The following is an 11,897-nucleotide window of genomic DNA, read 5'->3' on the forward strand; positions in this document are numbered from 1 at the left end:
GCAGGCCACTCAGCGCCAGCGGTCCATCACATAGCGGGTGCCGGCACTGTAGGGCGCGCCGGGGTGGCAGATTGTATCCGTGAAATGCAGCGGCATCAGGCACAAGCCGGCGTGGCTGATGAAGTCGCGTCCTTTGCCCGCGAGCGTACCGTCAAGCCGGTTGCCGCTATACAGGTGCAAGCCTGGGCAATCGGTATATATGTCCATCTGGCGGCCGGACCCCGGGTCGGCCAGGCAAACTTTCGGGCCGGCGCCGCCCGCCAGCACGAAATCATGGTCGTAGCCGCCGGCCAGGTCGAGTTGCGGGTCGGGCTGCGCCAAACCTTCGCCGACACTGCGCTTGAGACGGAAGTCGAAAGGCCCACCAGCAACGTCCCGCAATTCTCCAGCCAGCGACGGGTCCGGCCGGAGCCGCAGGTAGTGGGCGGCATCGATGCACAGTTCATGCCCGAGGGTCGTGCCCTCGCCGGCCAGGTTGAAATAGTTATGCTGGCTGATGGCCACCGGCGTGGGCTGGTCGCATAGCGCCTGGTAGCAGCAGCGCATCTCACCGGCCACACTCAGCTCATAGGCCACCATCAGCAGCAGGTTGCCGGGATAGCCCTCATCGCCATCGCGGCTGAGGCGCCACAGGGTCAGGCGCGCCACCTCATTATCGCTGCTGGCACGCCCCTGCCAGCAGCGCTTGTGCAAGCCACGCCGTCCGACCAGCGCGCCGAAGCGGGCCGTGTCGCGCTCGTAGTCGAGCAAGGTGTCGAAGCCCAGCACGAAATCCACCGGTGCGCCGTGACGGCCAAGCGCCCGCCAGCTGCGGATAATGCAGCCATAGTCGAGGACCGACAGCAGCATCCCCTGCCCGTTATCGAGCGTAAATTCCATGACCGGTTCGCCATTGGCCAGTTCTCCGAACAGGCGGCTGTCGACCTGCGGTTTCATCGGGCGCGCCAGGCGGCGACCAGTTCGCTTGCCCTGGACTCCAGTTCGGGTAAGGTGATGCCAGGCTCATACAGGCGCCCGCCAATGCCGAAGCCATCGGCGCCTGCACGCAACCATTCATGCAAGTTGCCCGCACTCACGCCACCGACCGGCCATACCCTTGCCGAGGGCGGCAACACCGTCTTCACGGTACGCAGGCCGATCGGCCCCAGCGTCTCAGCCGGAAACCATTTGATCGCGTCAGCACCGGCTGCCAGTGCCGCCAGCGCTTCGGTCGGGGTGGCTACGCCTGGCATGGTCAGCATTCCCAGCTCGCGTGCGCGTGCCACGACCGCCGGGTCAAAATTGGGCGCGACCATGATGCGGCCGCCGGCAGCGTGCACCGCGTCTACCTGGGCAACGGACGTCATGGTGCCGCCGCCGACCAGGGCATCACTTGGTTTGATGCTATCCAGCAGCCGGATGCACTCCAGCGCACCCGGACGGTTCAGCGGCACCTCCAGCAGCCGGAATCCGCTGTAGAACAGGGCTGCCGCAACAGCGGGGGCCTCCGCTTCCGTTAACCCGCGCAGGATCGCCATCAGCGGTGGCTGGAATTGGTCGATTGGGCTCATCAGATCGCCTCCATGAAGCGCGCCAGCGCCGCGTAATATACTTGGTCGGATCGATCAACCCGGTCCCATAGCCGAGCATTTACGCAACTTCGCGGTATGGCGCGCCCGGCTCCTGCGACGCGATCAGGTGCAGCACCGGTAGAGAAATGGCGGCTGGCGCCGCCAGTGCCGGGCCCGTTGTTGTTCGATGGGCCATCGTAGCAGCGCGGCTGGCGCGGCGTGCTTACGATACGCGCTGGAAAAACTATCGCGGTGCACCGCCCAGCACCCGGGCCGGCAGCATCACGATGGCGCGCAGCAGTCCGAACACCGCATCAACGCCAATGCCGAGCAGGCGGAATGGCAGCAGCAGGAGCCAGACGATGGGATACAGGACCAGGGCGAGCAAGGCCAATGGCCAGCACAGGAACAACAACAACAGCCATAAGATGAAGCCGAACATCCCAGTACCTCCGATTGAAGTTGAGGCAACTGTATAGCGGACGTCCGGCCCGGACAACGGTCATGCGACCAGTTGCAGTTTAGGCCGACAGATCGCGAAAAACCGGGATCAAGCTGCAAAGGCCGGCAAAGCTGCCGTGTCCCGCAGCAGCACGGCGCGCATATTGGCTTGCAGGGACTGGATCTGGCCGCCGGCGCGATACGCAAAGCTTACCTGCAGCGTTTCCCCGGCGCGCAACTGGACTGGCTCCGCAAGCGGCAAGGTCATGTAGTGGTTCAGCCAGTCGATGGTGCTGTTACGCTCCGGCACCACGGCCAGGATGTTCTTGGTGATGAAGCGCAGTGCGTTGAGCTGGCCGTCGCGCTCGGCGGTAAACTGGCCTTCCCAGCGATACAGCATGTCGTTGGGCTGGGTGAAGTCGATCAGGGAATAGACCTGGGGCTGCGACAGCTCTACCGTCCCATTCTGGATCTGGCCCGGCTGCTGGAATTGCACGATCGGGGCAATGAAGCCATCGAAATCGTATTCCTGCTGTACCGGCTGCACCGCCATCAGGACCGCTTCCGGCATGAAAATGGGCAGCGGGCCGCCAAAACGCTCCAGGTAACGCTGCTTGAAGTGTTCGATGACTTCCACCTGCTTCTCGCGCAGCATGGCGACGTGGATCATTTCGCAGATCACGAGGTCGACCGGTTCCGGCGGCAGGTACTCGAAGGCGTCGGCATGCACTACTTCGACCCGCTCGCCGTTCTTGTTGATGGCCAGGAATTTGCGCGCTTCCTGCACCATATCCGGGTTGAACTCCACGCAATACACCTTGCCTGCCTTCTGCGCGGCGAAGAAGGACAGCACGCCAGTGCCGCCGCCGAGTTCCAATACCTTCATGCCAGGCTTGACCACGAAATCGATGGCCGCCTTGAAGTTGTGCATGCGGTTGGCATCCATCAGCATATTGTGATGGTAATGCACAGGGATGAACTGGCCCAGGTAGCAGCTTTCGATTTCGCGTTCGTTCAGCATGGCAGTGGCGCGGGTGCGCGGTGGGTTTTCGACAATAGGATTGTCGCCCCAAGCACGCTTGGCCATTTGCACGATATGAAAGGGAAATACCGCCTTATTTGCGGCTGAGGTGCTTGCGGATCTGTTCCGCTATCCACGGTTTTTGGGCGCGAACAGCAAATTCGGCGGCATTCTCGCCCCAGGCACGGTCTTTCAGGGTGGCGTTGGCGCCCTCTTCCAGCAGCAACTGGACAGCGTCTTCCTGCCCTTCGCGGGCGGCCAGCATCAGGGGCGTGGTGCCGGTCGGCGACGTGGCGTCGATGGCGGCGTGGCGCTCGAGCAGCAGCTTCATGATGTCCAGGTCGCCGGCGGCGGCGGCGTAATGCAGGGCGGTCCAGCCGGGACGGTTGATTTGTGCGCCTTTTTCCAGCAATGCCAGCACGGCAGGCTTGTTCTTTTGGAAAGCCGCCATTAACAGAGCGGTATTGCCATTGGAGGCTTGCTCGTCGACATTCAGCTTCGGATGGCTGAGCAGCACCTTGACGACCCGCATCGCGTCGTAGCGCAGGGCGAGTATCAGGCCGGTTTCAGCGCGCTCCGGGTCATGCAGGTTCGGGTCCAGGCCACGCGCGAGCACCGCTTTGACGGTGCGGTCATCGTTGATCTGGACGGCGCGGAAGAACGAGACTTTGTCGGCTTCAGCCTCGGTTTCGCCGGCTGCCGGGCTGGCGCCGGCCGGCCCGGTGAGCATCGCCAGCGCGGCCCCGGCCAGGAGGACCAATACCGAGCGGCGGCCGCCCATCAGGCGGCTGCCTTGAAGAGTTCGAAGAAGTTGGCCGAGGTCTGTTCGGCCACCTTTTCCAGCGGCACGCCCTTCAGCCTGGCGATGAATTCCGCCACGTGGGCCACATAGCCCGGCTCGTTCATCCTGCCACGGTACGGTACCGGCGCCAGGTAGGGCGAATCGGTCTCGATCAGCATGCGTTCCAGCGGCACTTCCAGCGCCACGGCCTGCAGCTCCTTTGCGCTCTTGAAGGTGACGATGCCGGAGAAGGAAATATAGAAGCCCTGCTCCATCGAGGCGCGCGCAACGTCGAGCGACTCGGTAAAGCAGTGCATGACGCCGGCCACGCCACCATTGCCGGTGCCGGCGCCTTCCTCGCGCATGATGCGGATCGTGTCTTCCGAGGCGGAACGGGTGTGGATGATCAGGGGCTTGCGCGACTCGCGCGAGGCACGGATATGGGTGCGGAATCGTTCGCGCTGCCATTCCAGGTCGCCTTGCAAGCGGTAGTAGTCAAGGCCGGTTTCGCCGATAGCGACGATTTTCGGGTGCCTGGCCAGCTCCACGAGCTGTTCAACGCTGGGCTCAGGTGTGTCCTCGTAGTCAGGGTGGACGCCGACGGAAGCGTAAATGTGCGGATACTGCTCCGCCAGCGCCAGCACGCGCGGAAAATCGGGCAAGTCGACCGAAACGCATAGTGCGTGGCTGACCTTGTTTTCCGCCATCTTGGCGAGGATTTCTGGCATCCGGGCAGACAGTTCCGGGAAGTCAATATGGCAATGGGAATCGATAAACATTCCGGCATTCTATCGAAAACTGCGGAACTTTTCCTGATCCCGGCAGTCCAATGCCAACACCAAACCAACTTGGCCGCGCCACAGAAGCCCAAACAGCTCAATGGAGGCACCATGGACATCGAGGAACGCATGTCAAAAGCGGAATCCGAAATTGCAGCATTGAAAGAAGGGCAAAGATCACTACTTCAGGGACAGGCCGAGCTGCGGGCGACCATGGAACGCGGCTTCATTGAACAGCGAACTGCTATGGCCGAGTTGCGTGGCCACATGGACGCAGGCTTCGTCGAGCATCGAAAGGCCATGGAGGCAGGCTTCACCGAGCATCGAAAAGCGATGGAAGCAGGCTTCGCGGCAGAGCGTACTGCGCGCGCTGAGCAGCGCTCCGCAATCGAGGCAGGCTTCGCGGAGGAGCGAGCCGCTCGCGCCGAGCTGCGGACCGCCATGGAAGCAGGCTTCGCGGAGGAACGTGCCGCTCGCGCTGAGCTGCGGACCGCCATGGAAACAGGCTTCGCGGAAGAGCGAGCCGCTCGCGCAGAGAGCCGGTCCGCCATGGAAGCAGGTTTCATTGAGCATCGAAAGGCGATGGAAGCGGGCTTCGCGGCAGAGCGAGCTGCACGCGCTGAGGAGCGCGCCACTTATGCAGAGCACCGGTCCGGCATGGAACGCGGTTCGAGCGAGGAACGCGCTGCACGGGCGGAATCAATCAAGGAACTACGCCAGGAGATGCAGCGCGGATTCCGGTGGACGTTCAGCGCCTTGCTCTCAATCCTGGCACTGGTGCTGGGCATCATTGCCCGACTGACGGGGACCTTTTAATGGGCCCGAGCCTTGCCGCACTCTAAGTCACGCAACACGCTTGCCGAGGATGACCAGGTCGCGCTCAATGCCGTCGAGATTGGCGACGCGCGGCAATTTGGCCCAGGTCTCGAAACCGAATTTTTCAAACAGCGCCAACGAAGCTTTGTTGTGCCCGAAGATGAAGCCGAGCACGGTGTGCACGTTCACCTGCGGCGCAAAATCAATCGCCTCCTGCAGCGCGTAGCGGCCAACACCCTTTCCGCGCCAGGTTTCATCGATGTAGATCGAGACTTCCGCGGTGCCCGAATAGGCCGGGCGGCCGTAGAAGTTCGAGTACGAAATCCAGCCGATAATGCCATCCCTGCCGCCCTCTTCGATCACCCACAAAGGCCGCCGTTCCGGCTGGTGCTCGTTGAACCACGCCAGGCGCGATGCGACCGACACCGGCTCGGTATCGGCAGTCACCTCACGGGAGGCAATGGTGCTGTTGTAGATCGCGACAATGGCGGGCAGGTCGCCGAGCGTGGCAAGACGGTGGCGAAAATTCGAGTGGCGCAACTTCGTCATTCGTTAAAGCGTGTGGGTGGCCCGGGACGAGCGCAGCGCAGCGCCCAGGATTTCTTCGATACGCAGGCGGGTACGGGTACCTGTCTCGTCGTCTGGGAAATGCACGCCGATACCTTGCGTCTTGTTGTTGGCCGCACCGGGCGGCGTGATCCAGACCACCTTGCCGGCAATCGCGTATTTGGCCGGGTCGTCCATCAGCGTCAGCAGCAGATAAATTTCATCGCCAATCTTGTACGGCTTCTGGGTCGGCACGAACATGCCGCCATGCTTCAGGAAAGGCATATAGGCCGCATACAGGGCCGCCTTTTCCTTGATTGCGAGGGACAACACCGTCGGCCGGTTGACAGCCGCGGTGCCTGGATCGTTAGGGCTTGCGCTCATTTTTTCCTTTCTTCAGCTACAGCAAGCAGTGTAGTCAAGAAGCATATCTTCAATAAACAGTTTCGGCGACAGCGGATGGTCGGACGTCGCGCGCCGTTCGTTGGCGCCCTTGAGCGCTCCCATCAGGCGGCTGATGTTCACCTTGTCCGCCAGTCCGGCCAGCTCACGCTGGTACCGGGGATAATAACGGATGTTACCTGCAAGTTTGTACGAAAACAGGTCGTAAAGCCAGCGTTGTTGCCACGAAACCAAGGAAGTAAGTGGCACTTTCTGCAATTTGTCGGCAGTTTTCAAGGCGCCTTCCACGCTGGGATGGGCCAGGTACTGCAGGAATGCGTCCAATTCTTCGCGATTGCCGGTTTCTGAGGCAGCCACGGCGGCCAGCGGCGAACCGCCCTGCTCGCGCAGCCAGCTGTCGGCGTCCGGCACGCCCTGCTCCCTGAGCCAGGCCAGCGCTTCAGCGTAGGACGGCATCGGCATGGCAAACTTGCGGCAGCGCGACAGGATGGTCGGCAGCACGCGGTCCAGCCCGTTGGAGGAGAGCAGGAACACGGTGCCAGGCGGCGGTTCTTCCAGCGTTTTCAGCAAGGCGTTCGAGGCCGGCATGTTCAGCGCTTCAGCCGGATACAGCACCACCACGCGCAAGCCCTGGCGGTGGGTGGAAATATTCATGAAATCGGCCAGGGCGCGGATCTGCTCGATCTTGATTTCCTTGGAGGGCGCTTTCTTGGCCGCCTTCTTGTCCTCGCCTTCCTCGCCCTCGCCTGCCTCATCTTCAAAAATCTCCGGCCGCACGCGGCGGTAGTCCGGGTGGCTGTGCTGCTGGAACCAGCCGCAGCTCGGGCATTCGCCGCAGGCATGGCCGTCCGGACGGGCGTTTTCACACAGCAGCGACTGGGCGAACTGCTCGATGAAGGCCGCCTTGCCGATGCCGTTGGCGCCGTGGAACAGGATGGCGTGCGGCATCCTCTGGCGCAGCTGCTGCAGCTGCTGCCAGGCGCCTTGCTGCCACGGATAGACGTTGCCGCTCAAGCAAGCGCTCCAATAATCTTGGCCAGCTCGTCCTGGATGTCGGCAATGCTGCGGGTGGAATCGATGACGCGGAAGCGATGCGGCGCTTCAGCGGCGCGGCGCAGGTATTCGGCGCGGGTAGCCATGAAGAAATCAGCCTTCTCACGTTCAAAGCGGTCGAGGTCGCGCGTTGCATCCAGGCGCGCGCGCGCCACTTCCAGCGGCACGTCGAACAGGATAGTCAGGTCCGGTTCCAGGTTCGGGTGCACCCAGTGCGCCAGGATTTCCAGTTTTTCGCGCTCCAGGCCGCGGCCGCCGCCCTGGTAGGCGAAACTGGCATCGGTAAACCGGTCGGAAATAACCCAGGCGCCGCGTGCCAGGCCGGGCTCGATGACTTGCGCCACATGTTCGCGGCGGCTGGCAAATACCAGCAAGGTCTCGGTTTCGACGTGCATGGCTTCGTGCAGCCACAGTTCGCGCAGCTTTTCCCCGAGCGGGGTGCCGCCCGGTTCGCGCGAACTGACCAGTTCCAGGCCGCGTGCCTTGACCAGCTCGCCGACGAACTGGATATGGGTCGACTTGCCGGCACCGTCGATGCCTTCGAAAGTAATGAATTTACCGCGTTGTGTCATTTATTGTTTTTGGTACTGGTTGACCGCCCGGTTGTGGTCGGTCAGGTTATCGGAGAACTGGCTGGTGCCATTGCCGCGCGCCACAAAATACAGCGCGCCGGACTTGGCCGGGGCCAGCGCCGCCGTCAGCGAGCCCACGCCCGGCAGCGAAATCGGGGTCGGTGGCAGGCCGACCCGCATATACGTATTGTAGGGGGTGTCGGTCTCCAGGTCCTTCTTGCGGATATTGCCGTCGAACTTGGGCCCGATGCCGTAAATTACGGTCGGGTCGGTCTGCAGCAGCATGCCCAGCTTGAGGCGATTGACGAATACAGCCGCAATCATATTGCGTTCGGACTTCTGGCCGGTTTCCTTTTCCACGATGGAAGCCATGGTCAGCGCCTCGTACGGGGTCTTGTAGGGCAAGCCGGAATCGCGCTTTTCCCAGGCCTCGTCCAAGCGCTTCATCAGCATGCTGTGCGATTGGCGGAAAATGGCCAGCTCGCTTGAATTTTTGGCAAACAGATAAGTATCGGGGAAGAACAGGCCTTCCGGATCCTTGAAATCAGGATTGATGCGCGCCATCAGTTCGCGGTCGCTCAACTCGGCGGTATCGTGCTTCAGGCCGGTATGCGCGGCGATCGCCTGGCGCATCTGGCGGAAGGTCCAGCCTTCGATGATTGTCAGCGATTCCTGGGCGAATTCACCGCGCACCAGCTGGTCGATCAGGCGCATTGGGGTCGTGCCAGGCTTCAGCTCGTACGTGCCAGCTTTTAGCTGTCCGCTCTTGCCGGTCACGCGTGCCAGCAGGTTGAACATCAGGGGCTGGATCGGCACCCCGGCGGCGGCCATCTGCTGGCCGGCCGCACTGGCGCCGCTGCCTTTGCTGATGGTGAATTCAATGGCAGGTTCCTGGCCAATGACAGGTTGGCCCGCCCACCAGGCGAATCCGCCCACGGCCCCGGCCGCGGCCAATATTACCAGTGTGATCGACTTCTTAATAAACGCCATTTCCAAATGCCCGTTCGATAATCCAATCTTGAACCAGTTCCAGCCTGGACGACAGCGTTTTCCAAGCCCCGGCGCAATTTGCGCAGGATCACTATAATGAAGGCCGTAATAATAATGCTTTCATCGCCAGAATACGGAACTTTATGAATAACTGGAATCAACTTTTGACACAGGAACAAGAATCCCTGACCACCAGCCAGCTCGCGACCGGTTTTGTCGCCGCGCTGACTGACCAGGGCCTGATCGCCTTCAGCGGCGAAGAATCGGCCAGTTTCCTGCATAACCAGTTGACCAATGACGTCGAACACCTGGGCCTGGACGACGTCCGCCTGGCCGGCTATTGCTCGCCCAAGGGGCGCATGCTGGCGTCCTTCCTGATGTGGAAGAGCGATGATTCGGTCTTCCTGCAGTTGCCGCGCGCCATCCAGCCGGCAGTGCAGAAACGTTTGCAGATGTTCATCCTGCGCAGCAAGACCAAGCCAGCCGACGTGACCGAGCAGTACGTGACGCTGGCCATTGGCGGCGGCGATGCCGAGGCGGTGCTGCAGACCTGGTTCGACGTACTGCCGGCCAAACCGTTCAGCAAGATCGATCATCCGCTGGGTACCGTACTGCGCGTGGCCGACGCTTTCGGCGCGCCGCGCTACCTGTGGCTGGCATCGGCTGAAACCGCATCGATGGCGGCATCGATGCTGAAGGACCGCCTGCTGGTTGGCGGCAACGAGGCCTGGCGCCTGTCCGAGATCCATGCCGGCATACCGCAGGTGGGCCCGGGCACGCAGGAGCAGTTCGTGCCGCAGATGGTCAATTTCGAACTGCTGGGCGGGGTGAATTTCAAAAAAGGCTGCTATCCAGGCCAGGAAATCGTGGCGCGCAGCCAATACCTGGGCAAACTGAAGCGCCGTACCGCTTTGGCTACGATTGCCGACGCCGCGGCAGCGCCAGGCTCTGAAGTCTTTTCGCCGGCCGATCCGGAGCAACCGTGCGGCATGGTGGTCAACGCCGCGCGCAATGGCGCGGGCGGGGTCGATGCCCTGGTGGAAATGAAGCTGGAAGCGCTGGAAACTGGCGACGTGCGCTTTGGCTCTGCCAGCGGACCGGCCTTGCAGTTCAAGCCCCTGCCCTACGCGCTGGATAAGCTCGACGTCTGAACATGGACATCTACGTGTATTACAAGGTGCAGGCCGCCCAGGCGGCTGGCCTGCAGGGGGCAGTTTTCGCCATGCAGGCGGCGTTGTCGGCGGCGCATGGCGTGGTGGCGCAGCTCAAGCGGCGCCCTGAGGCGCCGGAAGGCGTGCAGACCTGGATGGAGGTTTATCCTGCGGTGGCCGGCCTTCCGTTCCTGGCTGCCCTCAATGCGGCCGTGGCTGAAGCGGGGCTGGCGCGCTGGATCTCCGGGCCGCGCCACGTTGAAATCTTTGAGGATTTGCCGCCATGTGCCTGATAGTTTTCGCCTGGCAGGTGGTGCCTGGCGTACCGCTGATAGCGGCCGCCAACCGTGATGAATTCTATGACCGTGATACCACGCCGGCTGCGCCATGGCCGGACGCGCCGCATATCTACGCTGGACGCGACCTCAAGGCCGGCGGGAGCTGGATGGGCATCACGCGGCACGGGGCGGCAAGCGCGCCGCAATCAATGCCGCGGGCAGACTGCGGCGGCGGCGACACCCCGGCGGCCGGCGCCGGCACAATTGCGGGCGGGCCCTCGCGCTTTGCTGCGATCACCAATGTGCGCAATCCGCAGGAGCACAACCCGCTGGCGCCATCGCGCGGGCAGCTGGTGGCCGGCTTCCTGGCCGGCGCCATGACGGCGCGGGAGTATGTAGCGCAGATCGCAGCGGGCGCCGGGGAATATAACGGCTTCAACCTGGTCCTGTGCGACGGCAAGGAACTGGTCTGGTATTCGAACAAGGGAGCGCACGACCCGCGCAACGGCAGGCCGCTGGAGCCGGGGATTTATGGCCTGTCGAACGCCCTGCTCGACTCGGCCTGGCCGAAAGTGCTGAAGACCAAGGCGCAATTTGCCAGCCTGCTTTGCCTCGGCGCGCCCGAAGACGCCTACTTCGAGATGCTGTCCGACACCACCCGTGCGCCGGACATGCGCCTGCCGGAAACCGGCGTCCCGCTGGAACTGGAACGGCTGCTGTCAGCCGTGAAGATCGAATCGCCGAATTACGGCACACGCAGCTCCACCGTCGTCAAGCTGTACGCGGACGCCCCGGCGGAACTGCACGAACTCCAGATCCGTTAAGGGAGCTGCTCGCGCACGCAGGAAGGCTTTTCCTTGCCCTGGCGGGAGCAGGAAATCAGGGTGCGGGTGCCGGTGTCGATGGCGTAGAAATGGGTCGGGCCGTTGGCCGTGGCCGGCGCCGCGGCGGCGGCCGGCCATTGCATGCCCACGCTGCCCACCTGGGCCTGCGCGACCTGGATCGGGCTGATGGAACCGGCGAGGAAGCCCGCGCCAAACACTGCGCAAACTCCAAGCGCGATGATCGAACGTTTCATTTTCAACTCCTAGAATTCGTAGTGCATTTCGATGTGGGGAATGCCCGCTTCGTGGAAGACATCACCCGCCATGGCGAAGCCGTGGGCCAGGTAGAACTCCGCCGCATGGGTCTGGGCGCTGAGGACAACCTTCTGGTCGCCGCGCTCGCGGGCCCTTTGCATCAGGCCTTTGAGGATGGCGCCGCCGACGCCTGCGCCGCGCGCGCTACTCAGCACCGCCATGCGGCCAATGTGGCCGTCAGGCAGCAGGCGGCCGGTGCCGAGCGGCTTGCCGTCAGCATCGTAAGCCACCGCATGCAGGCAGGCGACATCCCTGTCGTCCATTTCGAGGTCGGCAGGAACGTTCTGTTCCTGCACGAAGACTTCCATGCGGATCGGTTTTGCATCGGCCTGCATGGCAGCCCAATCGCCAAAGCGGAGTGTTGTCGTCATGCCGCGC

The 11,897-nt window shown here is 62.7% G+C and carries 17 protein-coding genes; 4 read left to right on the forward strand and 13 right to left on the reverse strand.

All coding sequences use genetic code 11. From position 1 onward, the window contains the following. Positions 1-9 precede the first annotated feature (9 nt). The 6 genes from ASD07_RS00315 to ASD07_RS00340 form a co-directional block, all read right to left on the reverse strand. The gene (locus ASD07_RS00315; protein ID WP_055923496.1) at positions 10-936 is read right to left on the reverse strand and encodes an aldose epimerase family protein; all 927 of its coding nucleotides are present in this window, start codon (positions 934-936) and stop codon (positions 10-12) included. Then, positions 933-1,550 carry a 2-dehydro-3-deoxy-6-phosphogalactonate aldolase gene (locus ASD07_RS00320; RefSeq protein WP_055923499.1) on the reverse strand — a complete coding sequence of 206 codons (618 nt, stop codon included), beginning with the start codon at positions 1,548-1,550 and terminating at the stop codon, positions 933-935. The genes ASD07_RS00315 and ASD07_RS00320 overlap by 4 nt, the downstream gene beginning before the upstream one ends. A 244-nt stretch (positions 1,551-1,794) precedes the next feature. After that, entirely contained in the window at positions 1,795-1,992 is a 198-nt protein-coding gene (locus ASD07_RS00325) for a hypothetical protein (protein ID WP_055923502.1), read from the reverse strand. A gap of 108 nt (positions 1,993-2,100) precedes the next feature. After that, the gene (locus ASD07_RS00330; protein ID WP_055925138.1) at positions 2,101-3,012 is read right to left on the reverse strand and encodes a methyltransferase domain-containing protein; all 912 of its coding nucleotides are present in this window, start codon (positions 3,010-3,012) and stop codon (positions 2,101-2,103) included. A gap of 94 nt (positions 3,013-3,106) precedes the next feature. Continuing rightward, entirely contained in the window at positions 3,107-3,793 is a 687-nt protein-coding gene (locus ASD07_RS00335) for an ankyrin repeat domain-containing protein (protein ID WP_055923505.1), read from the reverse strand. Next, complete coding sequence (locus tag ASD07_RS00340; protein ID WP_055923508.1) at positions 3,793-4,572, reverse strand: TatD family hydrolase; 780 nt, start codon at positions 4,570-4,572, stop codon at positions 3,793-3,795. Before ASD07_RS00340 ends, ASD07_RS00335 begins: the two co-directional genes overlap by 1 nt. A 111-nt stretch (positions 4,573-4,683) precedes the next feature. Between ASD07_RS00340 and ASD07_RS00345 the strand changes: the two genes are divergently transcribed. Next, the gene (locus tag ASD07_RS00345; RefSeq protein WP_055923510.1) at positions 4,684-5,388 is read left to right on the forward strand and encodes a hypothetical protein; all 705 of its coding nucleotides are present in this window, start codon (positions 4,684-4,686) and stop codon (positions 5,386-5,388) included. Positions 5,389-5,415: 27 nt separating this feature from the next. Here the strand turns inward: ASD07_RS00345 and ASD07_RS00350 are convergent, their stop codons facing one another. The 5 genes from ASD07_RS00350 to mltG are packed head-to-tail and all read right to left on the reverse strand — an operon-like array spanning position 5,416 to position 8,951. Then, the gene (locus tag ASD07_RS00350) at positions 5,416-5,937 is read right to left on the reverse strand and encodes a GNAT family N-acetyltransferase (protein ID WP_055923513.1); all 522 of its coding nucleotides are present in this window, start codon (positions 5,935-5,937) and stop codon (positions 5,416-5,418) included. Positions 5,938-5,940: 3 nt separating this feature from the next. After that, positions 5,941-6,318, reverse strand: coding sequence for a PilZ domain-containing protein (locus ASD07_RS00355; protein WP_055923515.1), 378 nt, complete (start codon positions 6,316-6,318; stop codon positions 5,941-5,943). Positions 6,319-6,330: 12 nt separating this feature from the next. Further along, the gene (locus ASD07_RS00360; protein WP_055923518.1) at positions 6,331-7,350 is read right to left on the reverse strand and encodes a DNA polymerase III subunit delta'; all 1,020 of its coding nucleotides are present in this window, start codon (positions 7,348-7,350) and stop codon (positions 6,331-6,333) included. After that, positions 7,347-7,961 (reverse strand): dTMP kinase, encoded by a 615-nt coding sequence (gene tmk / locus ASD07_RS00365; protein ID WP_055923521.1) that lies wholly within the window; start codon positions 7,959-7,961, stop codon positions 7,347-7,349. The genes ASD07_RS00360 and tmk overlap by 4 nt, the downstream gene beginning before the upstream one ends. Further along, positions 7,962-8,951, reverse strand: coding sequence for an endolytic transglycosylase MltG (mltG, locus tag ASD07_RS00370; RefSeq protein ID WP_055925141.1), 990 nt, complete (start codon positions 8,949-8,951; stop codon positions 7,962-7,964). 143 nt (positions 8,952-9,094) lie between these two features. On the opposite strand from mltG, the gene ASD07_RS00375 reads away from it, so the two are divergent. Genes ASD07_RS00375 through ASD07_RS00385 form a run of 3 tightly spaced genes read left to right on the forward strand, consistent with a single transcriptional unit; the run spans position 9,095 to position 11,204 of the window. Then, positions 9,095-10,102, forward strand: coding sequence for a folate-binding protein YgfZ (locus ASD07_RS00375; RefSeq protein WP_055923525.1), 1,008 nt, complete (start codon positions 9,095-9,097; stop codon positions 10,100-10,102). A 2-nt stretch (positions 10,103-10,104) separates the two neighbouring features. After that, a complete protein-coding gene (locus tag ASD07_RS00380; RefSeq protein ID WP_055923529.1) occupies positions 10,105-10,395 on the forward strand; it encodes a DUF4936 family protein in 291 nt (96 codons plus the stop codon). After that, positions 10,386-11,204, forward strand: a complete 819-nt coding sequence (locus tag ASD07_RS00385; RefSeq protein WP_055923531.1) for an NRDE family protein — start codon at positions 10,386-10,388, stop codon at positions 11,202-11,204. The genes ASD07_RS00380 and ASD07_RS00385 overlap by 10 nt, the downstream gene beginning before the upstream one ends. Here ASD07_RS00385 and ASD07_RS00390 read toward each other — a convergent pair. Together ASD07_RS00390 and ASD07_RS00395 are read right to left on the reverse strand one after the other, a co-directional pair. Then, the gene (locus tag ASD07_RS00390; protein WP_055923533.1) at positions 11,201-11,458 is read right to left on the reverse strand and encodes a hypothetical protein; all 258 of its coding nucleotides are present in this window, start codon (positions 11,456-11,458) and stop codon (positions 11,201-11,203) included. The two genes, ASD07_RS00385 and ASD07_RS00390, sit on opposite strands and share 4 nt — an antisense overlap. Positions 11,459-11,467: 9 nt before the next feature. Continuing rightward, positions 11,468-11,890 (reverse strand): GNAT family N-acetyltransferase, encoded by a 423-nt coding sequence (locus tag ASD07_RS00395; protein ID WP_055925144.1) that lies wholly within the window; start codon positions 11,888-11,890, stop codon positions 11,468-11,470. Positions 11,891-11,897 lie beyond the last annotated feature (7 nt).

Origin of the sequence: Duganella sp. Root336D2, assembly GCF_001425005.1 — a bacterium.
In the GTDB taxonomy this organism is placed as follows: Bacteria; Pseudomonadota; Gammaproteobacteria; order Burkholderiales; family Burkholderiaceae_D; genus Rugamonas.